22 protein-coding genes are annotated in these 25,722 nt (G+C 61.5%); 5 read left to right on the top strand and 17 right to left on the bottom strand.

The window, feature by feature from the left end; translation table 11 throughout:
* Positions 1-206: 206 nt before the first annotated feature.
* Positions 207-2,396, top strand: coding sequence for a glycoside hydrolase (locus DK871_RS05455; RefSeq protein ID WP_161904256.1), 2,190 nt, complete (start codon positions 207-209; stop codon positions 2,394-2,396).
* A 109-nt stretch (positions 2,397-2,505) separates the two neighbouring features.
* On the opposite strand, the gene DK871_RS05450 is transcribed toward DK871_RS05455, so the two are convergent.
* Complete coding sequence (locus tag DK871_RS05450; protein ID WP_161904255.1) at positions 2,506-3,132, bottom strand: bifunctional 2-polyprenyl-6-hydroxyphenol methylase/3-demethylubiquinol 3-O-methyltransferase UbiG; 627 nt, start codon at positions 3,130-3,132, stop codon at positions 2,506-2,508.
* Positions 3,133-3,308: 176 nt separating this feature from the next.
* Between DK871_RS05450 and DK871_RS05445 the strand changes: the two genes are divergently transcribed.
* Positions 3,309-4,412 (top strand): hypothetical protein, encoded by a 1,104-nt coding sequence (locus DK871_RS05445; protein WP_161904254.1) that lies wholly within the window; start codon positions 3,309-3,311, stop codon positions 4,410-4,412.
* A gap of 2 nt (positions 4,413-4,414) precedes the next feature.
* On the opposite strand, the gene DK871_RS05440 is transcribed toward DK871_RS05445, so the two are convergent.
* From DK871_RS05440 to DK871_RS05390, 11 genes are all read right to left on the bottom strand, one after another.
* On the bottom strand, positions 4,415-5,059 hold the full coding sequence (locus DK871_RS05440) for a methionine ABC transporter permease (protein WP_003187635.1): 645 nt from the start codon (positions 5,057-5,059) through the stop codon (positions 4,415-4,417).
* Positions 5,049-6,164 (bottom strand): methionine ABC transporter ATP-binding protein, encoded by a 1,116-nt coding sequence (locus DK871_RS05435; protein WP_161904253.1) that lies wholly within the window; start codon positions 6,162-6,164, stop codon positions 5,049-5,051. Before DK871_RS05435 ends, DK871_RS05440 begins: the two co-directional genes overlap by 11 nt.
* A complete protein-coding gene (locus DK871_RS05430; RefSeq protein ID WP_161904252.1) occupies positions 6,161-6,976 on the bottom strand; it encodes a MetQ/NlpA family ABC transporter substrate-binding protein in 816 nt (271 codons plus the stop codon). The genes DK871_RS05435 and DK871_RS05430 overlap by 4 nt, the downstream gene beginning before the upstream one ends.
* Before the next feature lie 142 nt (positions 6,977-7,118).
* Positions 7,119-8,471: an LLM class flavin-dependent oxidoreductase gene (locus DK871_RS05425; RefSeq protein ID WP_161904251.1), complete on the bottom strand. Its 1,353-nt coding sequence runs from the start codon at positions 8,469-8,471 to the stop codon at positions 7,119-7,121.
* Positions 8,471-9,664 carry an SfnB family sulfur acquisition oxidoreductase gene (locus DK871_RS05420; RefSeq protein ID WP_161904250.1) on the bottom strand — a complete coding sequence of 398 codons (1,194 nt, stop codon included), beginning with the start codon at positions 9,662-9,664 and terminating at the stop codon, positions 8,471-8,473. The genes DK871_RS05425 and DK871_RS05420 overlap by 1 nt, the downstream gene beginning before the upstream one ends.
* Positions 9,665-9,703: 39 nt before the next feature.
* Positions 9,704-10,945 carry an SfnB family sulfur acquisition oxidoreductase gene (locus tag DK871_RS05415; protein WP_161904249.1) on the bottom strand — a complete coding sequence of 414 codons (1,242 nt, stop codon included), beginning with the start codon at positions 10,943-10,945 and terminating at the stop codon, positions 9,704-9,706.
* 185 nt (positions 10,946-11,130) lie between these two features.
* Positions 11,131-11,922, bottom strand: a complete 792-nt coding sequence (locus tag DK871_RS05410) for a hypothetical protein (RefSeq protein WP_161904248.1) — start codon at positions 11,920-11,922, stop codon at positions 11,131-11,133.
* A 370-nt stretch (positions 11,923-12,292) separates the two neighbouring features.
* Complete coding sequence (gene tcyN / locus DK871_RS05405; protein ID WP_161904247.1) at positions 12,293-13,039, bottom strand: L-cystine ABC transporter ATP-binding protein TcyN; 747 nt, start codon at positions 13,037-13,039, stop codon at positions 12,293-12,295.
* Positions 13,040-13,042: 3 nt separating this feature from the next.
* Complete coding sequence (tcyL, locus tag DK871_RS05400) at positions 13,043-13,708, bottom strand: cystine ABC transporter permease (protein ID WP_003187646.1); 666 nt, start codon at positions 13,706-13,708, stop codon at positions 13,043-13,045.
* Positions 13,708-14,502, bottom strand: coding sequence for a cystine ABC transporter substrate-binding protein (gene tcyJ, locus DK871_RS05395; protein WP_161904246.1), 795 nt, complete (start codon positions 14,500-14,502; stop codon positions 13,708-13,710). Before tcyJ ends, tcyL begins: the two co-directional genes overlap by 1 nt.
* Before the next feature lie 172 nt (positions 14,503-14,674).
* Positions 14,675-15,670 (bottom strand): D-cysteine desulfhydrase, encoded by a 996-nt coding sequence (locus tag DK871_RS05390; RefSeq protein ID WP_161904245.1) that lies wholly within the window; start codon positions 15,668-15,670, stop codon positions 14,675-14,677.
* A gap of 166 nt (positions 15,671-15,836) precedes the next feature.
* Between DK871_RS05390 and epsC the strand changes: the two genes are divergently transcribed.
* The 3 genes from epsC to mgrA all read left to right on the top strand — a co-directional run bounded on the left by epsC (position 15,837) and on the right by mgrA (position 20,289).
* Positions 15,837-16,763, top strand: coding sequence for a serine O-acetyltransferase EpsC (epsC, locus tag DK871_RS05385; RefSeq protein ID WP_161904244.1), 927 nt, complete (start codon positions 15,837-15,839; stop codon positions 16,761-16,763).
* Positions 16,764-17,162: 399 nt separating this feature from the next.
* Positions 17,163-19,124 carry a choline transporter BetT gene (gene betT, locus DK871_RS05380; protein ID WP_178116025.1) on the top strand — a complete coding sequence of 654 codons (1,962 nt, stop codon included), beginning with the start codon at positions 17,163-17,165 and terminating at the stop codon, positions 19,122-19,124.
* A gap of 127 nt (positions 19,125-19,251) precedes the next feature.
* Positions 19,252-20,289, top strand: coding sequence for an L-glyceraldehyde 3-phosphate reductase (mgrA, locus tag DK871_RS05375; RefSeq protein WP_161904242.1), 1,038 nt, complete (start codon positions 19,252-19,254; stop codon positions 20,287-20,289).
* A gap of 173 nt (positions 20,290-20,462) precedes the next feature.
* On the opposite strand, the gene tauD is transcribed toward mgrA, so the two are convergent.
* The 5 genes from tauD to gshA all read right to left on the bottom strand — a co-directional run bounded on the left by tauD (position 20,463) and on the right by gshA (position 25,707).
* The gene (tauD, locus tag DK871_RS05370; RefSeq protein ID WP_161904265.1) at positions 20,463-21,299 is read right to left on the bottom strand and encodes a taurine dioxygenase; all 837 of its coding nucleotides are present in this window, start codon (positions 21,297-21,299) and stop codon (positions 20,463-20,465) included.
* 15 nt (positions 21,300-21,314) lie between these two features.
* Complete coding sequence (tauC, locus tag DK871_RS05365) at positions 21,315-22,151, bottom strand: taurine ABC transporter permease TauC (RefSeq protein ID WP_161904241.1); 837 nt, start codon at positions 22,149-22,151, stop codon at positions 21,315-21,317.
* Positions 22,148-22,927, bottom strand: a complete 780-nt coding sequence (gene tauB / locus DK871_RS05360; protein ID WP_003187659.1) for a taurine ABC transporter ATP-binding subunit — start codon at positions 22,925-22,927, stop codon at positions 22,148-22,150. Before tauB ends, tauC begins: the two co-directional genes overlap by 4 nt.
* 17 nt (positions 22,928-22,944) lie before the next feature.
* Entirely contained in the window at positions 22,945-23,922 is a 978-nt protein-coding gene (gene tauA, locus DK871_RS05355) for a taurine ABC transporter substrate-binding protein (protein WP_161904240.1), read from the bottom strand.
* Positions 23,923-24,123: 201 nt separating this feature from the next.
* Positions 24,124-25,707 carry a glutamate--cysteine ligase gene (gene gshA, locus DK871_RS05350; protein ID WP_161904239.1) on the bottom strand — a complete coding sequence of 528 codons (1,584 nt, stop codon included), beginning with the start codon at positions 25,705-25,707 and terminating at the stop codon, positions 24,124-24,126.
* Positions 25,708-25,722: the final 15 nt, after the last annotated feature.

The following is a 25,722-nucleotide window of genomic DNA, read 5'->3' as shown; positions in this document are numbered from 1 at the left end:
CGAGCTTGCTCGCGAAAAACGTCAACGATAACGCGTGCTTCCTGAGTAAACGCGGCGCCTGTGAGTTTTTCGCGAGCAAGCTCGCTCCTACAAAAAGCCTTAACTGACTGAGGCTGTGTGAAGCTTCTGAAAAACCCCAACGTCGCCCTGGCTGACCACTGCATGTTGTACCCTCTGGTCCTCATTCCAAACCCAGGTCGATCCTCATGCAGTGCCTGCGTTTCACCTTGCTGTTTTGCGCGTTGCTTCTTGCACCGCCCACCTTCGCCGCCACCGTACTGGAAAACGCCTTATGGCGCGTCGAACTCGACCCCGCCACCCTGGCGCTGCGCGTGACACCCGCAGGCCAAGCCTCGGTGCAGGCCTCCAGCGGTGTGGCGGCGCATGCCGTCAGCCAATTGCAGAACACCCCCGACCAGGCCACTTGGCAATGGGACAACGGCGCCTATCGCCTGACCGCCCGCCTGCAACAGCGCGACCTGGCCCTGACCATCAACGCCCGCGAGCCCGGTGAGCTAGCGCTGCTACGCCAGCCTGCCGAGGCCATGGGGCAAGGGTTGATCTGGCCCTTGGCCGAGGGGCATTACGTGCCTGCCGGCAATGCCATCTGGAAGACGTTTCTGCTGGAGCGGGGCGAGTTCAATACCACCCAGGACCTGAGCCTGCCGCTGTGGGGCGTGGATCACGCTGGCTTCACCTTGAACTGGCTGTTGACCAACCCCTACAACAACCGCCTGCAATGGCACGCCGACGGCAATGGCCTGGCCCTCTGGGCGTCCCATGAATTCACCTCGCTTGCGCCCGACGCACCAATGACACTGCGCCTGTACCTGGGCGATGCCGACCCGTTGGCTGGCGCCAAACGCTACCGCCAGTGGTTGGTGGAGCAGGGTCGCTATGAGCCGTTGGCGGACAAACTGCGGCAAACACCTGAAGCCCAGAAGCTGCTGGGCGCCAGCCATGTGTACCTCTGGGACAACGGCCTGCTGGCTTTGGGCGATGTGCGTGATTGGCCCAAACTGATCAAACGGCTGCGCAGCCATGAACTCAAAATGCTGATGGACAAAGAGAGCGCACAGCTGCTGGCGAAGCCCACTGCATTGAATCGCTATGAGCAAACCGTGCTGCTGCGCGGCCTCAACGCGGCGATCAACACCAAGGCCCGACAGGCCTGGCAAGTGCAAGAGCCAGACATGACCCGCCTTGCCGCCCGTTATGGTGAGCTGCGCAGTGAACTGGCCGTGGACTTTGCGGGGGCCTTGAGTGACGGCCCGCAAACCTGGGGCCGTAGCACCATTCAAACCCTGCGCGACGCCGGGCTGCAGCGTCTGTTGCTGACCTTGGGCGAAGGTTGGGAGGGTGGCCTCTGGCATCCCGAAGCGATTCGCGCGGGGGTGGAAGCCGGTTTTCTGATGGCGCCTTACGACTCCTATGAAACGGCCCTGTCCGCCACGGAAAACCCCGATTGGACTACTGCCCACCTGGGCGCCAAGGCCTATCGTGACTGCGCGATCGTGTTGAAAGACGGCAAGCTGAAAACCGGTTTCCAGAAGTCCGGCCACTACACCGACCCGCGGTGTGTGCGGCCGCTGCTGGAGGCGCGGGTGAAGGCGGTGCAGGCCAAGGCTGGCTTCAATGCCTGGTTTCTCGATGCCTACGCCACCAGCATGCTGTTCGACAGTTACCGCAGTGACGCCAGCATGACCCAGGCACAAAACGCCGAAGGCAATATCGACGCCTCTCGCTGGATTAACACCGTGCCTAAGCTGGTCACAGGCTCCGAAGACGGCAACGCCATCACCGCCCAGGGCATCCTGTTTGCCCACGGCATGCAAACCCCGGTGATCGGCTGGGGTGATCGTGAGATGACCAAGGACCAACAGTCGCCGTACTTCGTCGGCAACTGGTACCCAACGGAGCAACCGGCGGTGTTCTTCAAATCAGTGCCGTTGAAGGAGCCGTTTCGCACGGTGTATTTCGAGCCGACGATGCGCCTGCCGTTGTATCAGGCGGTGTTCCACGGCTCGGTGATCACCACCCACCATTGGCTGTTCGACAGCCTCAAGCTGAGCAATGTGCGGGGTGACAATGAGCTGACCCAACTGCTCTACAACGTGCCGCCGCTTTACCACCTCAGTGCGGCAACGCTCAAGGCGCGGCTGCCGATTATTCAGCGTCAGGACCGTTTTTTCCGGCCGTTGCACCAGCGCTTGGCGACCCAGGCGATGACTGATTTTCGTTGGCTGAGCGAAGACAAGCAGGTGCAGCAAACAACCTTTGCTGACGGGACGCGGTTGGTGGCGAATTTCTCGGCCGAGGAAAAACAGGGGTATGCCGGGCGCAGTGTGACGGTGGTGGTGGAGGGGGAGGAGCCGGTGGTGTATCAGGTGAAATAACGCTGCCCGTTACGGCGCCATCGCGGGCAAGCCCGGCTCCCACAGTGAAATGCATTCCAAAGGTGGGAGCTGGCTTGCCTGCGATGAGGCCGGTACAGACGATGCAACACTAAACTTTACGCCACACACTCGCCAACCAAGGCTGCTGTTCGCGCGGCAACCCGGCCGGCCGGTAGTAATGCTCCAGCTCTTCAAACCCGGCCGCAGTCAGCAAGGCCTGCCACGCCTGCAGGTCGTGATAAGACCCATACCGCGGCCCATTCCAGCCCTCCTGGTTCTCGCCCCGAGGGTTGGAGCTGAACAGCACGCCTCCAGGTTTCAACGCGCCGTGCAGCTCTTTGAGCACACGCGGCAGCTCCTGCTTGGGAATATGAAACAGCACCGCATTGGCAAACACCCCGTCAAAGCGCGCAGCGGGCAGGTCCAGCTTGAGAAAATCCTGCTGCAACACCTCACAGCCGCTGTCTTCGCGGGCCATCTGCGCAAAACGCTCGGAGCCGTCCAGGCCCACGGCGATATGCCCCATGCGCGTAAACGTCTGCAAATCCCGCCCTGGCCCGCAGCCGAAATCCAGCACGGTAAACGGCGGCGTGCCCTGGATATGCCGCAGCAGCGCGTCGATGTTCTGGCTCACATCGTGATCGCGGGTGCCTTCGCGGAAGTCTTCGGCCACCTTGTTGTAATGGCCGAGGGTGGTGGCGGTGATCTGGTTGAGGTCGTCGGGAGCAAGTTTCATGGCATGGCGCACGGCTGCGGCTGAGGTAGCGGGACTATACCCCGGCCCACTCTTGAGTTGAAAACCGTGTATCCGTTGTAGGGTGCTTCATGGCGTTCGCAGTGTGCGCATCCGACAGACCGCCATGAGAAATTGTGGGTAAGATTCGGCCCTCATTTGCATAGGGTTATACATCCATGGAAGAGGAAAAACGTTCACCGGTTGGCAACGACACCGCACCGAACAAGGTCGACCAATACGCCACGAGATTGAGCAATGGCTTGCTCTGGCTCAATGAGCGTGCCTGGCCACTGACGGTGGGAATTCTCTCGGTGGCAGGCCTGTACCTGTACCAGTACATCCAGGTGGAAAAGGTGCCGCTGAGTATCTTGTCGGCGTCGGCGTTCACCGCATTGCCGGCGATGTTCGCCATGTTGGTATTTGTGATCGGCATGATGGGCGCGTCGATCCTGGTGCCCACGTTCATTTTATTTACACGCCTGAACGACACGGGTGTGCGCCTGAGTAATCAACTCAATCTCAGCGCGCAATCGCCGCAAGAGAAGGCTCAGCACCGGCGTTTATTGGGGCATTGGTCGGCCAGTGTGGGGGTGATGGGGGTTTTCTGGATGTCCGCCGTTTACCTGTCCGCGAACGCCGAGAATGGGCCATTGCTGGCCATCGGTTGGGTCGTGGCGATCATGGTGGTGGTACTGGCGTATGTCGGCATCATCATTCGTGCCCGGCCCGCCCATGTTGCTCTGCGTGAGCTGTCTAGCGAGTTCTGGCTGGCCAGTGCGGGCGCCGGGGTCGTTCAAATGGTGGTCATTCTGATGGTGACGGTGCCGGTCTCTCGCGCCTTCAGCGAGTACTCCGACAGCGCCGTGTTCTTTACGCCGGTCATGGTCGCCGAACTGGCCGTGCTGATTCTGATCCAGGGGTGTTCCGCCTGCCTGGTAGTGCACATGCGCGATCATAAAAACCCGGTAGCGTTCGCCTCGCTGGCGGCTTTTGCGCTCATCGTTTTACTCGGGCTGATCCCGGCGAGCGGGGCCAAGTTGGGCGGCCTGCCGCTGCAGGGCTCCGCCTCGGGAGGGCGCGTGTGTACGTTGATGACATGGGCGGCAGAGGCCAAGGTTCCCGGCGTGCTGGTAGACGCCGACAACCCCAAACGCAGTGTAAAACTGCGGGTGATGGCCGACTCGGATGGCAGCTACATCGTGCGGCCCTGGCAGGCCAAGGACAAAACCATCACCTTTGTGCCCCGCGCCAGCGTTGCCCAACTGGATGAGTGCCCGTGACGTCAGCGCTTGTTCAATACCCGCGCCAACCGGTCCCCGCTTAGTTGGATCACCGCCACCAGCACCACCAGCAGCACAATCACCGTGAGCATGATCTGCGTATCGAAGCGCTGGTAGCCGTAGCGGTAGGCAATATCGCCCAGGCCACCGGCACCAATCGCCCCGGCCATGGCCGATGAGTTGATCATGGTTACCAGGGTGATGGTGAAGCCGCCGACGATGCCGGGCAGCGCCTCTGGCAACAGCACATGCCAGATGATGTGCCAGCGGCGGCAACCCATGGCCTGCGCGGCTTCGATCAGGCCATGGTCGACCTCGCGCAGGCTCACTTCGGCGATGCGCGCAAAGAAGGGCGTGGCGGCGATGGTCAGCGGTACCACTGCTGCCCAGACGCCATAGGTGGTGCCGACGATCAGGCGCGTGAACGGGATGAGCGCCACCATCAGGATCAGGAACGGAATGGAGCGGAACAAGTTCACGAACGCTCCCAGCACGCGGTTAAGGGCCGGTGCCTGGTAGATGCCGCCCTTGTCACTGGTGACCAGGAACACCGCCAGCGGAATGCCTACCAGCAGCGCGATCAGCGACGACACCCCCACCATCAACAAGGTGTCGATGGCGCCCTGCACTAAACGATCAAACCACATAGCCCAGCACCTCCACCTGTTGTGCCCAATTGGCCGCGCGTTTGCGCAGTTCTTCGCCGTTGTGCGGCGATCCATTCACCGCCAGCAGCAGTTGCCCCAAGGCATGCCCCTGGATGCGTTCCACGCCGCCTTGCAGCAAGCGCACGCGGCCACCGAGGGCGCTGAACAGCGCTGCGAGGTCTGGCTCCAGGCTGTCGCTGCCGGTGAACTGCAAGCGCAGCACCAGCGCGGCATCGGCCGAGGCGGGCGTGGGTTGCAGGCGGCGTTGCAACTCTGGCGGCAAGCCGTGTTGCAGCGGTGCGAGTAGGGTCTTGCTGACCTCATGTTGCGGATCGCCAAACACCTGCCACACCGGGCCTTGCTCGACGATACGCCCGTGTTCCAGTACCACTACGCGGTCGCAGATGTCGCGGATCACCGCCATCTCATGGGTGATCAGCACGATGGTCAGGCCCAGGCGCTGGTTGATCTCGCGCAGCAGGCCGAGGATCGACTGGGTGGTTTCCGGGTCGAGGGCCGAGGTGGCTTCGTCGCACAGCAGAATCTCGGGGTCGTGCACCAGCGCGCGGGCGATGCCGACGCGTTGTTTTTGCCCGCCGGACAGCTGCGCCGGGTATGCCTTGTGTTTGTCTTGCAGGCCTACCAGTTCCAGCAGTTCATGCACCTTTCGTGCGCGTTGTGCCTGGGACACACCGGCGACCTTGAGCGGCAACTCGACGTTCTGCCACACGGTCTTGGCCGACATCAGGTTGAAGTGCTGGAAGATCATGCCGATGCGTCGGCGCAGCGCCACCAGGTGGTCTTCATCGAAGCCGCCGATGTCTACCTGGTCGATCAGCACCCGTCCGCTGCTGGGGTGCTCCAGACGGTTGATGGTGCGGATCAGCGACGACTTGCCGGCCCCGCTGCGGCCGATGATGCCGAACACTTCGCCACGCTGGATCGCCAGGTCAATGCCTTGCAGCGCATGCACTGTGCCGTCATAGGTTTTGCCCAGCTTGATGAACCGCACATGGGCGCGGTTCAAGTCCGGGTGCAGTTCAGTCTGTTCGGCGTGGCTGGGCGCGTGCTCCAGGTCACGCAAGCGGGCGTTGGCGGCACTCATGGTTTAGCTTCCCAGCCGACCTGATAGAGCTTGCCCAGGGACTTGTCCAAGGCCGCACGCACCACCGGCGAGTGCTGGTAGATATCGACGAACTTGATCACCCGTGGGTCGGTTTTGCTCTTGGGCTGGATGACGAACTGAATCACGTATTCCGGGTGGTCGAGGCCGTCGAACAACAGCGCCGACTCGGCATCGAAGGTCTTGGACAGGCGGATATACGCGGGGTAGCCCTGCACCAGATCGGCGTCGTCATAGGCGCGCACCAGTTGCACGGCTTCCACTTGCAGGATCTTGATGTTTTTCGGGTTGGCGATGATGTCTTCTTCGGTGGCCTTGTAGCCCACGCCCGGCTTGAGGGTGATCAGCCCCGCCTTGGCCAGCAATTGCAGGCCGCGACCGCTGTTGATCGGGTCGTTGGCAATCGCCACGCTGGCGCCTTCGGGCAACTCGTTAACGCTTTTGTACTTCTTCGAATACAGCCCGACGTTGTTGATGATGCCCGGCGCGTACGGCACCAGGTCAAACCCGGCGGCGGCCTTGGCGTTTTCCAGGAAGGGGATGTGCTGGAAGTAGTTCACGTCGATATCGCCGGCGGCGAGGCTGACGTTGGGCGCGATCCAGTCAGTGAACTCCACCAGCTCGACCTTCAGGCCCTGCTTGCTGGCTTCTTCTACGGCGGCTTCCAGCGGAATGGCGAAGGCGGCGGTGGTGCCGATTTTCAATGGCGCATCGGCGGCGAATACCGCCGAGCTGAATAAGCCGAAGGCCAGGGCCAGTGCTTTGACTGGGTGGTTTAAGAATGTCTTTTTCATCGTGGTTTTCCAGTCATAAGGTATAGGTGCAAACAATGCGGTCAATGGTGGGAGCTGGCTTGCCTGCGATGGCGGTGTTTCAGCCACATTGGTTTTAGCTCGCCCACCGCTATCGCAGGCAAGCCAGTTCCCACAGTTTTGTTCAATGGCGGTAGGTAGAGCCGGTGTGTTGTTTGGGTAAGCGGGCCTGGTCGTGGAAGACTTTTTCCCGCAGCGTTCCCGGCGCATATTCCGTCTTGTACGAGCCCCGTCGTTGTAACTCAGGTATCACCAGCTCAATGAAATCCACATAGCTCTCCGGCGTCACAATGCGCGTCAGGTTGAAACCGTCCAGCCCGGTTTCGCTGATCCAGGATTCCAGCTCATCGGCCACCTGTTCAGGCGAGCCCACCAAGGTGATATAGCGCCCGCCCAAGGCGTGTTGGTCGAGTAATTTGCGCCGGGTCCAGTCGTTGTTCTGCAGGTTCTGGGTGGCGGACTGGATCGCGTTGCTCTTGACGTACTGGATGGGTTCGTCCAGCCCGTATTGGGCAAAATCAATCCCGGTCGAGGCCGAGAAATGCGCCACGCCGGCTTCCGCGCTGGCGTAGCTCAGGTACTCGGCGTGCTTGGCCCACGCCAGCTCTTCGGTGGCGCCCACGATCACGTTGAGGCCCATGAACACCTTGATGTCATCCGGGTTGCGCCCAGCCTCCACCGCGCTGGCGCGCACCTTGTCCACCTGGCGCTTGGTCGCGGGTTTGTTCTGCCCGCTGATAAACACGCACTCGGCATGCTGCCCGGCGAACAGCAAGCCACGCTCGGAACTGCCGGCCTGGAACAGCACTGGCGTACGCTGCGGCGAGGGCTCGCACAGGTGGTAACCCTCCACCTGATAAAACTCGCCGTGGTGCGCAACCTTGTGCACCTTGCCCGGTTGCGCATACACCCGCGCTTGGCGATCGTTGCGCACCGCGTCGTCTTCCCAGCTGCCTTCCCAGAGCTTGTACAACACCTGCAGGTATTCATCGGCCTGGTCGTAGCGCCGGTCATGCTCGACCTGTTCGGTGAGGCCCATGGCCTTGGCGGCGCTGTCGAGGTAGCCGGTGACAATGTTCCAACCCACCCGGCCACGGGTCAGGTGATCCAGCGTCGACATGCGCCGGGCGAACAGGTATGGCGGCTCGTAGGTGAGGTTGGCGGTAAGGCCGAAGCCCAAGTGCTTGGTGACAGCGGCCATGGCCGACACCAGCAGCAGCGGGTCGTTGACCGGTAACTGGATCGACTCCTTGAGCGGCACGTCAATGGAGTCCTGGTACACGTCATACACGCCGACGATATCGGCGATGAACAAACCGTCGAACAGCCCGCGCTCCAGGATCTGCGCCAGTTCAGTCCAGTATTCGAGGGTGTTGTAGTGGGTGGACGTGTCCCGTGGGTGGGTCCACAAACCGTGGTTGATGTGCCCGATGCAGTTCATGTTGAAGGCATTGAGCAGGATCTTTTTTTTGCTCATCAGATGGTCCCCCGCAGCGGCGGGTTTTCATCGTTGAGGTAGTAGTTGCCGACCGCATGGTATTTCCAGCGGACCGGGTCGTGCAGAGTGTGCACCCGGGCGTTGCGCCAGTGGCGGTCCAGGCCGTGTTCGGCCAGGGTCGCCTGGCTGCCAGCCAGTTCGAACAGGGTGCTGCCGGCCGCCAGGGAGATTTCGGTGCTCAGGGCGCGTACTTCGGCAACGGCGATGGAGGCTGCGGCGACGGTCTGGGCATTGCTGTCGGCCTGGGCGCGGTCGAGGAATTCACCCGAGCGTTCCAGCAAGGCTTCGGCGGCGTGCAGGCGGCTGCTCAGGTGGCCGAAGCTCTTGAGTGTCAGCGGGTCTTCGGTGGCCTTGTCATTGCCGGCGTCGATCCACGGGCGGGTTTTGGTGCGCACAAAGTGCAAGGCATCTTCAAAGGCCGCGCGGGCGATGCCGGTGTCGATGGCCGCGTGAAGAATTTGCGCCAGCGGGCCGACGGTGGTGGGACGTTCGAAGGCGCTCTGGAACGGCACCACGTCTTGCGCCGCGACCCATACGTTGTCGAACACCACCGAGCCGCTGCCGGTGGTGCGCTGGCCGAAGCCGCTCCAGTCGTCGATCACCGTGAGGCCCGCGCTGTCACGCGGTACGAAGGCCAGTTGCTGCACGCCGTTTGCATCCACCACCGAGGTGGGGATGCGCTGGGCATAGATTGCGCCCGTGGAATAGAACTTGCGCCCGCTGATGCGAAAACCGTCGCCGTCGCGGGTGAGGCTGGTGATGCGGTCATGGGCGGTCTTGGTGCCCAGCTCCGCCAAGGCGTTGCCGAAACGCTGGCCGGCCAACACCTCGGCGTACAGGCGTTGCTGCTGTTCGGGGCTGCCGTTTACCCGAAGCACTTCGAGGGCATAAAAATGGTTTTGCGGAATCTGGCCCAACGATCCATCGGCCTGGGCGATCAGTGCGATGACCTTGGCCAGGGTGACGTTGGACACGCCCGCGCCGCCATAGGCCTTGGGCACGCTGATGCCCCACAGGCCAGAGCGGGAAAACACGTCCAGCTCGGGCAATGGCAGGCGGCGTTCGCGGTCGCGTTGGGCGCTGTCGCGGCGCAAGTCTTCAGCGAGGTCGCTGGCGACGATAAGCGCTTGTTCGTCGCTGGTGATGACCGCGACGGGGTGTGAAAGGGTCATGAGTTTCTCCAGAAGCTCGTGGAAAAGTGTTCTGGTTGGTTAAATCCAGGAATGCCGAGCCGGCAAGGTGCCGTTGAGTCGATAGGCGCCGATGGCGTGGTACTTCCAGCGCACCGGGTCGTGCAGGGTGTGCACCCGGGCGTTGCGCCAGTGACGGTCAAGGTTGAATTCGGCCAGGGTGGCGCGGCTGCCGGCCAGTTCGAAGAGCTTCTCGGTGACCTGCAGCGCCACTTCGGTGGTCAGCACCTTGGCCTCGGCCACGGCAATTGAGGCGTGGGCGGCGGACTGCGCGGTAATCGGCGCGGCGCTGACCTGGTCCAGCACCTGGCCTGCCTTGCGCAGCAGGGCTTCGGCGGCGTGCAGTTCGATCTTCAACTTGCCGATCTCGGCGATTACATACAGGTCGTCGCTGGCTCGCTCGACCTTGGCGTCGATCCACGGGCGTGAACGTTCACGCACGAAGGCAATGGCATCGTCGAGGGCGCCCCGGGCGATGCCGGCGTCGATGGCGGCCTGGATCAGTTGCGACACGGCCCCCTGAATATTCGGGGTTTCGCCCAGGCGCCAGTTGTCGATGACCAGTTCCGGCTCCACGGCCACGCGGTCAAGCAAGACGGTGCCGCTGGCGGTGGTGCGTTGGCCAAAGCCGGACCAGTCATCAACGATGCGCAGCCCTTCGCTGCCGCGACGTACAAAAGCCATGACCTGCTTGCCGTCATCGTTCAGGGCCTTGATTGCCACCCAGTGGGCAAACAGGGCTCCAGTGGAGTAGAACTTCTGCCCGCTGACCACGTAACCGTCGCCTTCGGCCGTGAGGCGCGCCTTGAGCTCAAGGGTATTTTTGGTGCCGCGTTCCGGGCCGCCGTTGCCGATGCGCCAGCCGTCGAGCACGCTCTGGAACAGCTGTTTTTTCTGGCGCTCGGTGGCGGTGCCCTGCAACACATGCAGGATGCCGAAATGGTTTTGCGGAATCTGCCCGAGGGCTGGGTCGGCCGCGCTGATAATCGCGAAGACTTCGGCCAGGGTCACAAACGACACCTGGGGCCCGCCGTATTCACGGGGAATGGAAATACTGCCCAAGCCACTGCGGGTGAACTGTTCGAGCTGCGCCCAGGGCAGTTTGCGTTGCTGGTCGCGCTGGGCGGCCTGCGCGCGCGCAGCCTGGGCCAGCTCGTGGGCGGCGCTCAGCGCCTGGGCGTCGTTGCGCAGCACCGTGGCGGGCAACAGCAGGGGGGCTACGTCCAGATCACTCTGGGGGGATGTTAGAGCCAAGTTAGACATCAGCGCCGCTCCTTGGCTGCACGCAATGCCCTGGCGTTGTGCACCGGGGTAATTCTGACCATACCGACCTCGCATTCAATGAAATAAACAGAAAAATCAGGAATGTCCGGTGGTCCGGTGCATATACCCTAAGCGTGTTAATTATTTAAATAAACTAACTTTTAGGAATATGCATAGAAGGGCTGTCACCCCGGTTCACAGGGTGAGCCGAAGCGACGCGGTTGATAGCCCGGGGCGGGCGAGGCTGGGCAGGGAGTAGGTGTGCAGGCGGCGATGCGCAGCGTACGGGCGGGCGCCCAGCGGGAGTTGTTACCCACGCGGTCGAGAATGCAGTAGGTGACCTCCAACCGGCAGTCGTCGCCGGCTTCGATAATCACGTGGGGCGGCACCCACACCTGCACCGCCAGGCCGACGCCCTGGGCTTGGATGCGGGGCAGGTCCAGGCGTACATCGCCCCAGCGCAAGGTGATGGCGTCGCCCGTGCTCATGTTCAGGTAAGGCTCGATGGTCAGCGGAATGCCGCGCCTTACCTGGCTGCTGTTGACGCCATGGCGGCGGATCGTCTCGGGCAGGTTCACGGGCGCCAGGTTCTGGTTTTCATCGCCGCCTTCAGGATTCAGGTGCGATGAAGGCTGACCGCCGGGGTAGTTGGTCTTGACCCGCACCAGGGTTACCGCCGAGCGCATCGGGCCATGGCCGATCTGCAAGACCTGGTAATGGACGCGTGCCGGGCCATCCTGCACAAAGCTTTGCGGGACGCACAGGTGGGTATACGTGCCGATCTTGCATGCCGTCACCTTGCGCGAGGCGGCAAAGCAGTTGTTCCAGAACAGTTCAATCAGGTCGCCTTCTTCCATGCTCGGGTAGGGTGAAATGTCGACCTGCAAGTGGGCGGAAGCCAGGGCGCTGATGCCGTTTCCAATAGCCTGGGGCAGCTTTGGGGCACGGAGCGTGGCCGGGGTTTGAGTGTGTGTCATAAGTAATCTCCTTGATGCAGCCAGCAGCAATCGTTCCGAAACCTCAACGCACAGGCGCAAGGGGGTCGAAAGACACGATTCAGTCAGTAGCCGGGATGGGATCCAATCCTCAAGGCGCTAGATAAGAGGGTTGGCCAAGGAGCGTCAATGGAGGCAAAGGGCTAAACGGCGGGTTCGGAGAGATTCAGAAGGGTCTGACGGGGAGGGGGATTTTAAGGCGCTTACGACGGGGGCTTTTACACGCTTAACCTGCAACCCGTTGTAGGAGCGAGCTTGCTCGCGAAGAACGCCCAGGCAACTCGGTCAATCTGATTCACCGCGTTATCGTTAACGTTCTTCGCGAGCAAGCTCGCTCCTACACTGGGAGGTGTCAGTGGGCGAGGAATTTGCTCAAGAACTGCTTGGTGCGTTCTTCCTTGGGGTTGGCAAATAGCGCCTTGGCTTCGCCCTGTTCGACGATTACGCCCTTGTCGAAAAAGATCACCCGGTTGGCCACATCACGGGCGAAGCTCATCTCGTGGGTGACGATAACCATGGTGCGGTTTTCTTCGGCCAGGCTGCGAATGGTCGCCAATACTTCGCCCACCAGTTCCGGGTCGAGGGCCGAGGTGGGTTCGTCAAACAGGATCACCTCCGGCTCCATGGCCAATGCGCGGGCAATCGCCACACGCTGTTGCTGGCCGCCGGACAACCGCCTTGGGTAGGACGCTTCCTTGCCCGCCAGGCCAACCCTGGCCAACAGCGTGCGCCCCAGTTCGGCCGCCGCTTCCCGTGGCATCTTCTTGACCACGATGGGGCCTTCGATGACGTTTTCCAGCGCGGTACGGTGGGGGAACAGGTTGAAGTTCTGGAACACAAAGCCCACATGCTGGCGCAGACGCCGCACCAGGCCCTGTTGCTGGTTGAGCGGCTTGCTGCTGTCGATCTCGATGTCACCTACCTTGATACGGCCGCTGGTGGGCTCTTCGAGGAAGTTCAGGCAACGCAGGAAGGTGGTCTTGCCCGAACCGCTGGGGCCGATGATGGCGATCACTTCGCCCTCCTTGACCTCTAGGTCGATGCCGTTGAGCACCACCTGACCGTTAAATTGTTTGGTCAGTTTTTCAACCACGATCATGCTTCAAGACTCCAGGTCATGCCGGTTGACCCGGTCTTCCAGACGATTTTGCAGATGCGCCAGGATGCTCGCCAGGATCCAGTAGATCAGGGCCGCGGACAGATACATGGTGAAAATTTCGAAGGTACGCGCCGACACCAGTTGGGCCTGGCGGAACAGCTCGGGCACTTGGATGGTGGCGGCCAGCGCCGTGTCCTTGACCAATGAAATAAAGCTGTTGCCCAAGGGCGGCAACGCCGTGCGCATCGCCTGCGGCAGGATGGCCCGGCGCAACGTTTGCGCACGGGTCATACCGATACTGGCAGCGGCTTCCCACTGGCCACGCTCGATGGAGGCGATGGCGGCCCGCAGGATTTCACAGGCATAGGCAGCCATGTTCAGCGAAAAGCCGATCATGGCCGCCGGGATCGGGTCCAGCTCGATGCCCACTTGCGGCAAGCCGTAGTAGATCAGGAACAGCTGCACCAGCAACGGCGTGCCGCGAAAAAACGACACGTAGACCCGGGCCGTCCAGCTCAAGAGCTTGAAGCGCGACAGGCGCATCAAGGCCAGGCCGAAGCCCAGCAGCAGGCCGAAAAACATCCCGCCCAGGCTGAGAATTACCGTGTAGTACGCGCCCTTGAGCAGAAAGGGCGCGGAGTCCAGCGCGAGTTGGAAACCTGCTTCCATTATTGCGTAACGTCAGCGTTGAAGTACTTCTCGGACAGCGTCTTCAAGGTGCCGTCGGCGCGCAGTTTATCCAGAGCCTTGTTGACCGCGTCGAGCAATTCGGGCTCGCCTTTGCGCAGGGCGATACCGGATTCCTGACGGGAAAAGGCGTCGCCGGCAGCGGCGGTGTCGGGGGCTTTCTTGGCGTATTCCAGGGCGGCCAGGCGGTCGATCAGGATGGCGTCGATACGGCCGATGCGCAGGTCCTGGAACTTGGTCGGGTCGTCGTTGTAGGTCTTGATAATGGCTTTTGGTTGGTTGTCCTTGAGCCATTGTTCGTAGTTGGTGCCCAGGCCTACACCGACTTTCTTGCCGGCCAGGTCGTCGGCTTTCTTGATCGAGTCGACGTTCTTTTTCAGCACCAGCGCCTGGATGCCGGACACGGTGTAAGGCTTGGAGAAGTCGTACTTTTTCTTGCGCTCATCGGAGATGGTTACCTGGTTGACCACAGCGTCCAGGCGCTTGGATTCCAGCGCGGCAAGGATGCCGTCCCAAGGGGTGGCTTGCAGCTTGACCTTGACGCCCAGCTCCTTGGCCAGCGCTTCGGACAGTTCCACTTCGAAACCGCTGAGCTTGCCGCTTTCATCGACAAAGCTGAACGGTGGGTAGGTGCCTTCCAGGCCGATCTTGATCTCGCCGGCCTTCTTGATGGTGTTCAACTGCTCGCCGGCAACCGCCTGGCCCAGCCAGCCAGCGCCAAGCGCCAGGCCCAAAGTGCCAACCAACAGCGTGCGACGAAATGCAGAAATAGTCATGGAGAGCCCCTGTGTTTTTATGGTGAGCGAAGCAGGTGACGCGGTAGTCGTATCCTGCCCTAAAGTGCGAAGCGCGTCTTCGCCTTCGGCGCGATGATAAGGTGGGTTTTTAAGTCTTGAAAATAATAAAAAAGCAATTTCATATTCTATTTTTGAATATTGACCTATTCAGTCAGTTGAATACTGAGTCATAAGCAAACAATGCCGGTGCCCCACCGGTATGCAGGAAAATAATCGGCCCCTCTTCAAAGCGCTGGCGCCCGATGCCGTCCAGCAAACCGGCCATGGCCTTGCCGGTATACACCGGGTCCAGCAACAGACCTTCCTGGCTGGCCAAAAGTTTGATCGCCGAGAGGGTGCCAGCGTTTGGCTCGCCGTAACGGGGGCCGAAATATTCGTCCCACAGGGTCACCTTGAACGCTTCTGGAATAGCCACCCCGAGCAACTCGGCGGTGCGTTCGGCCAGGCCCTGCACCTTGGGCAATTGTGCTTGTTCGGTGCGCGACACCGTGATGCCGATCACCGGCAACTGCGGCAATGCTTCGCTCAAGGCCAGGGCCAGGCCGCTGTGGGTGCCGGCGCTGCCAGAGGCAAGCACCACGGCGGCGAATTCAATGCCGCTGTCTTCAATCTGCGCGGCCAACTCCAGCCCGGCGCGCACGTAACCCAACGCGCCGAGGGCATTTGAGCCGCCGATAGGCACCAGGTACGGTTTCTTGCCGTTGCTGCGCAGGCGGTCGGCGAGGGCGTTGAGTTGGTCGTCGACGTTGTCGAGGTTTTCCACCAGTTCCACTTTGGCGTCGAACAGCTCCAGCAGCAGGCGATTGCCGTTGCCCAGGTAGTTGGGGTCGTCGGTGCCGGTAGGGTTTTCCAGCAGGGCCACACAGCCCAGGCCGAGCTTGGCGGCCAGCGCGGCGGTCTGGCGCACATGGTTGGACTGGATCGCGCCGGCGGTGACCAAGGTATCGGCGCCCTGGGCAAGCGCGTCGGCAGCCAGGTATTCAAGTTTGCGCAGCTTGTTGCCGCCCATGGCCAGAGGCGTGGTGTCATCGCGTTTGACGTAGATATCCCTGCCCAGCCAGGCCGACAGCCGCTCGAGTTTTTCCAGGGCGGTGGCATTGCCCAGTAGATCCAGGCGGTCAAAACGGTCGAGCTGTTGTTTGATCATGGTTACGCACGGTGGCTGAGTGATGGGGGGACTATAGGCAGGCACTTTTCATCGGGCAACCGTCAATCGCTTATGACGAAAGGTTCTTAGGCTCGCACCATTGGTTCTTAAGAGCTGCCCGTGTGCATACCGTAAAGTGATGGCCATTTCGTCAGGAGTGAATACCGTGAGTGAGCGTTCCAGTCATTGGCAATTGCAGACCATCGTCAGCCAACTGCGCGGCGCCCGCGACCAGTGGCGAACGCGCAACGGGCGCTTGAGTGGCGAGCATGGTGGCCGCGAGTTACCGTCCCGCGAGGCGGTGGCGCAGATACTTGAGGCGTTGTGCGGCGCCCTGTTTCCGATGCGCCTGGGCCCGGCGGACCTGCGCGAAGAAAGCGAAGACTTCTACGTGGGCCATACCCTTGACGTCGCGCTCAACGCCTTGCTCGCCCAGGCGCGCCTGGAGCTGCGCTATGCCGCGCGCCAGGGCGGTGAGGATGACAGTCAAGTCAACGCCCAGGCCATTCGCCTAATCCAGGATTTTGCCCTGGCGCTGCCCTCCCTTCGCAGCCTGCTGGACACCGACGTACTGGCCGCCTACCACGGCGACCCGGCCGCACGCAGTGTGGATGAGGTGCTGCTGTGCTACCCGGGCATCCTGGCGGTGATCCACCATCGCCTGGCCCACCACCTGTACCGCGCCGGTCTGCCGCTGCTGGCGCGGATCAGTGCGGAAATCGCCCACTCGGCCACCGGCATTGATATCCACCCCGGCGCGCAGATCGGCCCGAGCTTCTTTATCGACCACGGCACAGGCGTGGTGATTGGCGAGACCGCGATCATCGGCGAGCGGGTGCGCATCTACCAGGCCGTGACGCTGGGGGCCAAACGCTTCCCGGCGGATGAGGATGGGCAATTGCAGAAAGGCCACCCGCGTCACCCCATTGTTGAAGATGACGTGGTGATTTACGCCGGGGCGACGATCCTGGGGCGGATCACCATTGGCCAGGGTTCGACCATCGGCGGCAATGTGTGGCTGACCCGCAGCGTGCCGGCCGGGGCGAATATCACCCAGGCGAACTTGCAGCATGATGATGGGGCGCAGAAGTAATACCTGAGTCAAACGCCGGTCAGTGTGGGAGCTGGCTTGCCTGCGATAGCGGTGTATCAGTCAACAGATGGGTGGCTGACCCAGCGCTATCGCAGGCAAGCCAGCTCCCACATTTCGTATGTATTTCACCGTCGGGTTGCTGAACGATTCGTCTCCTCCACGCGTCATACCAATCCCTGAGCTAGTGTAGGAAACACCTACCACTCAGCCCTGCGATTAGTCCCAGACCGCCTATTCATGTTTAACTTGAACGTTCGTTCAAGTTAAACCGGTGGTTCGCTGCCCGCTCACAACAGGAGGCTTACCTTTGCTGAGTCCGTTTTTTACAGCCATATCCCGCAACCTTGGGGTGCACCGTTCATGAGTGCATCGTCTACCTCATCCAGCGGCCTGGTGCGCATGAATGCGCCCGTTTTCTACTTTGCCGCCACCGTCATCCTGCTGTTTGGCATCACGGTCATCGCTATCCCGCAACAGGCCGGTGCCTGGCTGCTGGCGGCGCAAAACTGGGCGGCCAACACTGTCGGCTGGTACTACATGCTGGCGATGACCCTGTATCTGGTCTTCGTGGTGGTCACCGCGCTATCGGGCTACGGCAAGATAAAACTCGGTGCCGACCACGACGAGCCCGAGTTCAGTTACCTGTCCTGGGCCGGCATGTTGTTCGCCGCCGGGATCAGCATCACGCTGTTTTTCTTTTGCGTCTCGGAGCCGCTGACGCACTTGGTGCAGCCGCCCCAGGGCGAAGCAATGAACGCCGATGCGGCGCGCCAGGCCATGCAGGTGTTGTTCCTGCACTGGGGCCTGCATGGCTGGGGCGTGTTCGCGTTTGTCGGCATGGCCCTGGCGTATTTCGCCTATCGGCATAACCTGCCGCTGGCGTTGCGCTCGGCGCTGTACCCGCTGATCGGCAAGCGCATCAATGGCCCTATCGGTTACGCCGTGGATGGCTTCGGCATCATTGCCACGGTGTTCGGCCTGGGCGCCGACATGGGCTTTGGCGTGTTGCACCTCAACTCCGGCCTGGACTACCTGTTTGGCATTGCCCATACCCAGTGGATCCAGGTGGGCCTGATCACCCTGATGATGGGCGCGGCGATCATCGTAGCCGTGGCCGGCGTCGACAAAGGCGTACGGGTGATGTCCGACATCAACATGCTGCTGGCCTGTGCGCTGCTGCTGTTCGTATTGTTCGCCGGGCCTACCCAGCACCTGCTCAACACCTTGATCCAGAACATCGGTGACTATCTGGGGGCGCTGCCCACCAAGAGTTTTGATGTGTACGCCTACAACAAACCCAGCGACTGGCTGGGCGGCTGGACGGTGTTCTACTGGGCCTGGTGGATCGCATGGTCGCCGTTCGTAGGCCTGTTTATCGCGCGTATTTCCCGTGGCCGCACCATCCGCGAATTCGTGTTTGGCGTGCTGCTGATTCCGCTGGGCTTTACCCTGGCGTGGATGTCGATCTTCGGTAACAGCGCCATCGACCAGGTGCTCAACCATGGCATGGCTGCACTGGGCCAGTCGGCGATCGATGACCCATCGATGAGCCTCTACCTGCTGCTGGAAACCTACCCGTGGAGCAAGACCGTGATCGCGGTCACGGTGTTCATCAGCTTTGTATTCTTCGTGACCTCGGCGGACTCCGGCACGGTGGTGCTCTCCACCCTGTCGTCCAAAGGCGGCAACGCGGATGAAGACGGGCCGAAGTGGCTGCGTGTGTTCTGGGGTGCGATGACCGCCCTGGTCACCAGTGCGTTGCTGTTCGCCGGCAGTATCGACTCGCTCAAGTCTGCGGTGGTACTGACCTCGCTGCCGTTCTCGCTGATCCTGCTGCTGATGATGTGGGGGCTGCATAAAGCGTTCTACCTGGAGTCGCAAAAGCAGATCGCGCAGTTGCATTCCCTGGCGCCGATCTCCGCTTCGCGCAAAGGCCGAGGCGGCTGGCGCCAGCGTTTGAGCCAGGCGGTGCATTTCCCATCCCGCGATGAGGTGTACCGTTTCCTCGACACCACGGTGCGCCCGGCAATTGAAGAAGTGACCGCAGTGTTTGTCGAGAAGGGCCTTACGGTGGTGACCCAACCGGACCCGTCCAACGACAGCGTCAGCCTCGAGATCGGCCATGGCGAAGAACGCCCGTTCATCTACCAGGTGCAGATGCGCGGTTACTTCACACCGTCGTTCGCCCTGGGCGGCATCGGCAAGAAAGAGATCAACAACCGCCGCTACTATCGGGCCGAAGTGCACCTGAGTGAGGGCAGCCAGGACTATGACCTGGTGGGCTACACCAAGGAGCAGATCATCAATGACATCCTCGACCAGTACGAGCGACACCTGCAGTTTCTACACCTGGTGCGCTGATAGCGTTCCTCTCAAGTAGGTCTTTGCTGTAAAAGGAAGAGGCAGACTTAAGCGATTCAGCTGCTTAAAAGGCCCGGGAATATGCCTATTCCCGGGCCTTATTTGCCCTAGATCAAGAGAGGATTCGATGACGTACATTGCTGCCGAAAACCGCTATGAATCTATTCCCTATCGCCGCGTAGGCCGCAGTGGATTGGTGCTGCCAGCACTCTCCCTGGGGTTGTGGCACAACTTTGGCGACAGCACCCCGATCGACACCCAGCGCGCGTTGCTGCGCACGGCATTCGACCTGGGCATCAACCACTTTGACCTGGCCAACAACTACGGCCCGCCCTACGGCAGCGCCGAGATCAATTTCGGTCGGTTGCTGCGCGAAGACTTCAAGCACTATCGCGACGAACTGATCATCTCCAGCAAAGCCGGTTGGGACATGTGGCCAGGCCCTTACGGCCAGGGTGGCGGTTCGCGTAAATACGTATTGGCGAGCTTGGACCAGAGCCTGCAACGCCTGGGCGTCGACTATGTGGATATCTTCTATTCCCACCGCTTCGACCCCGACACGCCCCTGGAAGAGACCGCCAGCGCCCTGGCTACCGCTGTGCAGCAAGGCAAGGCGTTGTACATCGGTATCTCGTCATACTCCGGGGTAAAAACCCGCGAAATCGCAGCCTTGCTCAGCGAATGGAAAGTGCCGCTGTTGATCCACCAGCCGGCCTATAACCTGCTCAACCGTTGGGTAGAAAAAGACCTGCTGGACACCACCGAAGAACTCGGCGCCGGGGTGATCGCCTTCACGCCGTTGGCCCAGGGCTTGTTGACCGATAAATACCTCAACGGCGTACCGGCCGATGCGCGGGTGAACCGTCCGGGTGGTGGCTCGTTGCAGGCCCAGCACCTGTCCGAAGCCAACATCGCCCATGTACGTGGCCTGAATGAAATCGCCAAGCGCCGTGGCCAGAGCCTGGCCCAGTTGGCGCTGGCGTGGACATTACGTGACCCACGGGTAACCAGTGCGCTGATCGGCGCAAGCCGGCCGGAGCAGATTATCGAGAACGTCGGGGCGTTGAAGAATTTAAGCTTCAGTGCGCAAGAGCTGGCGGAGATTGATCGGTTCGCGCAGGAAGGCGGGATTAACCTGTGGGAAAAGCCTTCCACCGCCGAATAACCTGCCGCACTCGGTAAATGTAGGAGCGAGCTTGCTCGCGAAAACGTCAACGATAACGCGTGCTTGCTGAATGAACGCGGCGCCTTTGAGTTTTTCGCGAGCAAGCTCGCTCCTACAAAAAAGCCTTAACTGGCTGGCATTAGGGCTTGCCCACAGTCGATCTTCGCTGGATTCTAAAACGGGATGTCCCCAAGAATCGTCGCCCGGTGCATCACCCGCCGTTGCGGGCGGTAGTCATCCACGGCGTAATGCTGGGTAACGCGGTTATCCCAGAACGCCACGTCATTCTCCTGCCAGCGCCAGCGGATGGTGAATTCCGGGCGGGTGGCGTGGGCGAACAGGAGCTTGAGAATCGCCTCGCTTTCGGCCGGTTCCAGTTCATTGATTCGAGTAGTGAAGCCGTCGCTGACGAACAGCGATTTACGTCCACTTACCGGATGCGTGCGCACCACTGGGTGCGATAGCGGCGGGTTTTTCTTGCGGGTTGCCTCCCAGCGCGCAAGGTCTTCGGCGGTGTTGCCAAAGCGCTCCAGCGGGAACGACTTGGTAAAGTCATGTGTGGCGGTGAGGCCATCGAGCAAGCGCTTTAACGGCTCGGACAACGCCTCATACGCCGCAATCCCACTGGCCCACAAGGTATCGCCGCCGAACGCCGGCAACAGTTTGGCGCTGAGCACCGCGCCCAGGGCCGGTGTGGGCAGGAAGGTCACGTCGGTATGCCACACCGCATTATCCCGCACATCCGTGACGGCGGTGTCGAGGATCAGCACTTCGGGCTGTTCCGGCACGTTGGGGTAGATCGGATGGATGTGCAGGTCGCCAAAGTTTGCCGCGAACCGTGCCTGTTGCGCAGGGGTGATCGGCTGGTCACGGAAGAACAGCACCGAATAGTCGAGCAACGCCTGTTCAATGGACTCGCGCTGTTCAGGGTTCAGCGGCTGGGTGATATCGACGCCACTGATCTGGGCACCCAGGGCGGTGCTTAATGGGGTAACGGTCAGGCTGCTCATTGTGGTGTTCTTCACTCAATGTGCCTGGCCATGCCAGGGCACTAATTTACGCTGCAGGGCGCGCAGGCCCATTTCCATGGCGAAGGCGATCAGGGCGATGACCAGAATCCCCAGCACCACCACATCGGTGACCAGGAATTGCGCCGCCGACTGCACCATGAAGCCCAGGCCGCTGGTGGCGGCAATCAACTCGGCCGCCACCAGGGTCGACCAGCCCACGCCCAGGCCGATACGCACACCGGTGAGGATATCGGGCAGGGCGCTTGGCAGGATCACATGGCGAATCAGTTGCGCGCGGGTGGCGCCCAATGACTGCGCCGCGCGCAATTTGGTCGGGTCGACGGTGCGCACGCCCGTGGCGGTGGCGATGGCAATCGGGGCGAAGATAGCGAGGTAGATCAGCAACACCTTGGACAGCTCGCCAATGCCGCACCAGATCACGATCAGCGGCAGGTAGGCCAGGGGCGGAATTGGCCGGTAAAACTCGATCAGCGGATCGAGAATGCCACGGGCGATGCGGTTGGCACCGATAGCGATCCCCACCGGTACGGCGGTCAGTACCGCAAAGCCCAGGCCCAGGCCGATGCGGCTGAGGCTCGCGCCCAGGTGCTGCCACAAGGTGGAGTCCATATAACCGGTGGTCGCCAGCAGCCAGCCTTTTTGCAATACGGCCGACGGTGGTGGCAGGAACAGGGGCTCGATCAACCCAGTGGCGGTGACGGCCCACCAGAGGGCGAGCAAAGCCACCAGGGTCAGCAGGCTGATCCAGCGCGTGCTCAGGCGACGGCGCAGCGGGATCACGGCATGTGTCGCGGGCGGGGTGGCCGTGGCGGGAAGTTCGTAGCTGCTCATGCGTACACCTGGCGTTGGGAGAACACTTTGCCCAGCACGTGTTCGCGGGTTTCGATAAAGCGTGGGTCGGATTTGATGGCGCGGGCCGACTCACCGGCGGCATACCGCTGGCCGAAGTCCAGTTGCAACCGTTCAACAATCTGGCCGGGGTTGGGCGCCAGCAAGATCAGGTCGGTAGCGAGAAACACCGCCTCTTCGATGTCGTGGGTAATCAGGAACACCGGCTTGGCCGTGCGCCGCCACACTTGCAGCAGCAGCTCCTGCATCTGTTCGCGGGTGAAGGCATCCAGGGCGCCGAAGGGTTCGTCCATCAGCAGTACACGCGGGTCGGCCGCCAGCGCACGCGCCAGGCCGACGCGTTGCTTCTGGCCACCGGAGAGTTGCCAGATGCGGCGGCTGTCGAAACCGGCCAGGTCCACCAGTGCGAGCATTTCACGGGCACGCACATCGCGCTGCGCCTTGGGTACGCCGGCCAGTTCCAGGCCGAAAGCCACATTGGCCAACACGTCCTGCCAGGGCAGCAGGGCATCGTCCTGGAACACCACGCCGCGTTCGGCGCTGGGGCCTTTGACCGGCACACCATCAAGGGTGATGCGCCCGGCAGAGGGTTCGACGAAACCGGCAATCAGGTTCAACAGCGAAGTCTTGCCACTGCCGGACGGGCCCAGGGCAACCAGCAATTGCTGGGGCCCAAGCTCCAGTGAAATATCGGACAGTACCGGTTCCGGGGCGCCTGGGTACTGTGCGCTGATGCGCTCCAGTTGTAGCAAGGCCATCGCAGTGAACTCCTGGGTCAGTGGGTAATGAACTTGGCGCTGACGTAAGGGGCGTAGTCGGGCAGCACGGCCTCGACCTTGCCTTGTTCCTTAAGGAACGCAGCGGTGTCGGTGACGGCCTTGGTGGTCGGTGCGCCCAGTAGCGTTACCTGGTCAGCGGCCAACGGGTAAACATTGCCTTGCAGCAGTAACGGGATATCGCTGGCCTTGGCGCCGGAGAGTTTCACCAGTTTGCCGACGTTGCCGGCATCGGCGAGCCAGGCTTGTGGGTCTTTGCGGTAGGCGGCGTAGGCATCCAGTGTGACCTTGGCGAAGGCAGTGACGATCTCCGGGTGCTTCTCGGCGAAATCCTTGCGCACGATCCAGGCATCGAACGTCGGCGCGCCGAACTTGGCCAGTTCCCCGGAGGTGATCAGCACCTTGCCGGTTTCCTTGGCCACGCCCAGGGCTGGGTCCCAGACATAGGTGGCGTCGATATCACCGCGCTTCCAGGCGGCGATAATGGCCGGCGGGGCGAGGTTGAGGATGGTGACTTTGGCCGGGTCGATGTTCCAGTGTTTCAGCGCGGCGAGCAGGCTGTAGTGGCCGGTGGAAACGAAGGGCACGGCGATCTTTTTGCCGATCAGGTCTTGCGGGCTGTTGATGCCCGAGCCGTTACGCGCCACCAGGGCTTCGGCGCCGCCGATCTGGGTGGCGACGAGGAAGGTTTGCACCGGGACTTTGCGGGTGATTGCGGCGGTCAGCGGGCTGGAACCCAGGTAGCCAATCTGCACGTCGCCGGACGCGATGGCGGCGATGATGTCGGCGCCATTGTCGAATTTGCGCCAGTCGATCTTGGCGTTGGTGGCTTTTTCATAGGCGCCGTCGGCTTGGGCGACTTTGGCCGGGTCTACGGTGGTCTGATACGCAATGGTCACATCCGCCGCCTGGGCAAACAGGCTGGCACCGGCCAGGGACAATGCGGCCAAAAGGCGCAGAGGGGTCAGCAGTTTCAAGGGGAAGCTCCTCAATCAGGCGGCCGAGGGTCGGCGTGAGAGGAGACTAATTGATCTAAGAATTCGAAAATAAATAACTTTTTCGAATTAGCTTAAAACTTGTAGGAGCGAGCTTGCTCGCGAAAAACGATAACGGTGACGCGTTCAGTCTGGATGAATGCGGGGCCGTGAGTTTTTCGCGAGCAAGCTCGCTCCTACAGGTTAGTTGCTGATGGCGAGGATGCTTGCCTGGTACGAGCCGACAAACACATCGAAATCGCCCACTTCGTTCTGTTCCAGCTCCGCCTGCTGCGCCAGCGAGGCACGGGCCAGTTCTTCAAAGTGCGCTTGTTCCTCAGGCGCCAAAGGCTCTTTGCGGAAGTACTCGGCATGCACTTCGCTTTGATGCAGGGAGAACTGCGCAAAACTTTCCTTGCGCTCCGCCATGGCCGCCAACACCTGGGCCGACGGTGTCAGGGACGGGTCCTTGACCTTGGCCAACTGGGCGTCCAGTGCCTCGCTGTGTTCGGTGATGCCGTGGCTCTGATCGAGCAGGGCGGCCAGCGGGGCAATCTTCTCCAGCAACTCGGCGGCCCATTCCTTCATGTCTACCGGCTGGCCGTCACGCTGCAATTGCAGGCCCGGACGGCGGCCTTCCTTGACCACGCTGAGGAAGTTGGAAGTGGCGTTGCCGCATTCGTTGTTGGCGAACAGAGGGCTGTCGTTCAGTGCGCAGTACAGCAGGAACGCGTCGAGGAACCGTGATTCCGGCAGGTCGATACCCATCGGCAGGAACGGGTTGATGTCCAGGCAGCGCACTTCGATGTACTGAATACCACGGGCCATCAGCGCCTGGATCGGCCGCTCGCCGGTGTAGGTCACGCGCTTGGGGCGGATGTTGGAGTAGTACTCGTTTTCGATCTGCAGGATGTTGGTATTGAGTTGCACCCACTCGCCATCCTTGTGCGTGCCGACTTCAACGTACGGCGCGTAGGGTGTTGCCACCGCTTCGCGCAGGCTGTCGGTGTAGCTGGCCAAGTCGTTGTAGCACGGCGTCAGGCCGGCCTGGGCGTTGCTCTGGTAACCCAGGTCGCTCATGCGCAGGCTGGTGGCGTAGGGCAGGTACAGGGTGTCGGCGTCGAGGACTTCAAGCTGATGCGAGCGCCCGCGCAGAAAGCCGGCGTCCAGGGCTGGCGAGGCACCGAACAGGTACATCAACAGCCAGCTGTAGCGACGGAAATTACGGATCAGTGCGATGTAGGCCGTGGACTGATAGTCACGGTCGGTGCCGACAAATCCTTCTGTCTCCTTGAGCAACGGCCACAGCTGCTCCGGCAGGGAAAAGTTGTAGTGGATGCCTGCAATGCACTGCATGGTCTTGCCGTAACGCAGGGCCAAGCCCTTGCGGTACACGTACTTGAGCTGACCGATATTGGAGGTGCCGTAGTAGGCAATCGGAATATCTTCCTCGGCCGGCAACGGGCACGGCATCGAGGGGCTCCACAGGTATTCGCTGCCCAGCTTGGAGTAGGCAAAGCGATGGATCTTGTCCAGGCTGCTCAGGGTATCGGCCGGGTTCGGCAGGGCTGGGGTGATGAACTCCAGCAGCGATTCCGAGTAGTCGGTGGTGATCTGTTCATTGGTCAGCGCGGCGCCCAAGGCTTCGGGGTGCGGCGTTTGCGCCAGGCGACCTTCGTTGGTGACACGCAGGCATTCGCGCTCGATGCCGTGCAAGCATTGCTCTAGCAGGGAGAGGTGTTCGCGCTTGCCGAGCAGGGCCAGGCGGCGGTTGAGAAGTTCGCTCAAGTTGGATTCCTTCAC

It is taken from the genome of Pseudomonas sp. L13, assembly GCF_009935965.1.
Taxonomy (GTDB): Bacteria; Pseudomonadota; Gammaproteobacteria; order Pseudomonadales; family Pseudomonadaceae; genus Aquipseudomonas; species Aquipseudomonas lactis.
Note: the sequence above shows the minus strand (reverse complement) of the source record. Positions and strands in the feature narration are given on the sequence as shown.

Excerpts from the sequence above, each read along its gene's own strand:
- DK871_RS05445 (WP_161904254.1), top strand. The coding sequence starts at position 3,309 with ATGGAAGAGGAAAAACGTTCACCGGTTGGCAACGACACCGCACCGAAC.
- tcyN (WP_161904247.1), bottom strand. The coding sequence starts at position 13,039 with ATGATCGTGGTTGAAAAACTGACCAAACAATTTAACGGTCAGGTGGTG.
- tauD (WP_161904265.1), bottom strand. The coding sequence starts at position 21,299 with ATGAGCAGCCTGACCGTTACCCCATTAAGCACCGCCCTGGGTGCCCAG.
- DK871_RS05455 (WP_161904256.1), top strand. The coding sequence starts at position 207 with ATGCAGTGCCTGCGTTTCACCTTGCTGTTTTGCGCGTTGCTTCTTGCA.
- tauC (WP_161904241.1), bottom strand. The coding sequence starts at position 22,151 with ATGAGCAGCTACGAACTTCCCGCCACGGCCACCCCGCCCGCGACACAT.
- DK871_RS05450 (WP_161904255.1), bottom strand. The coding sequence starts at position 3,132 with ATGAAACTTGCTCCCGACGACCTCAACCAGATCACCGCCACCACCCTC.
- mgrA (WP_161904242.1), top strand. The coding sequence starts at position 19,252 with ATGACGTACATTGCTGCCGAAAACCGCTATGAATCTATTCCCTATCGC.
- tcyJ (WP_161904246.1), bottom strand. The coding sequence starts at position 14,502 with ATGACTATTTCTGCATTTCGTCGCACGCTGTTGGTTGGCACTTTGGGC.
- DK871_RS05410 (WP_161904248.1), bottom strand. The coding sequence starts at position 11,922 with ATGACACACACTCAAACCCCGGCCACGCTCCGTGCCCCAAAGCTGCCC.
- tcyL (WP_003187646.1), bottom strand. The coding sequence starts at position 13,708 with ATGGAAGCAGGTTTCCAACTCGCGCTGGACTCCGCGCCCTTTCTGCTC.
- DK871_RS05420 (WP_161904250.1), bottom strand. The coding sequence starts at position 9,664 with ATGACCCTTTCACACCCCGTCGCGGTCATCACCAGCGACGAACAAGCG.
- DK871_RS05415 (WP_161904249.1), bottom strand. The coding sequence starts at position 10,945 with ATGTCTAACTTGGCTCTAACATCCCCCCAGAGTGATCTGGACGTAGCC.
- DK871_RS05435 (WP_161904253.1), bottom strand. The coding sequence starts at position 6,164 with ATGAGTGCCGCCAACGCCCGCTTGCGTGACCTGGAGCACGCGCCCAGC.
- DK871_RS05440 (WP_003187635.1), bottom strand. The coding sequence starts at position 5,059 with ATGTGGTTTGATCGTTTAGTGCAGGGCGCCATCGACACCTTGTTGATG.
- DK871_RS05390 (WP_161904245.1), bottom strand. The coding sequence starts at position 15,670 with ATGATCAAACAACAGCTCGACCGTTTTGACCGCCTGGATCTACTGGGC.
- betT (WP_178116025.1), top strand. The coding sequence starts at position 17,163 with ATGAATGCGCCCGTTTTCTACTTTGCCGCCACCGTCATCCTGCTGTTT.
- tauB (WP_003187659.1), bottom strand. The coding sequence starts at position 22,927 with ATGGCCTTGCTACAACTGGAGCGCATCAGCGCACAGTACCCAGGCGCC.
- DK871_RS05425 (WP_161904251.1), bottom strand. The coding sequence starts at position 8,471 with ATGAGCAAAAAAAAGATCCTGCTCAATGCCTTCAACATGAACTGCATC.
- DK871_RS05430 (WP_161904252.1), bottom strand. The coding sequence starts at position 6,976 with ATGAAAAAGACATTCTTAAACCACCCAGTCAAAGCACTGGCCCTGGCC.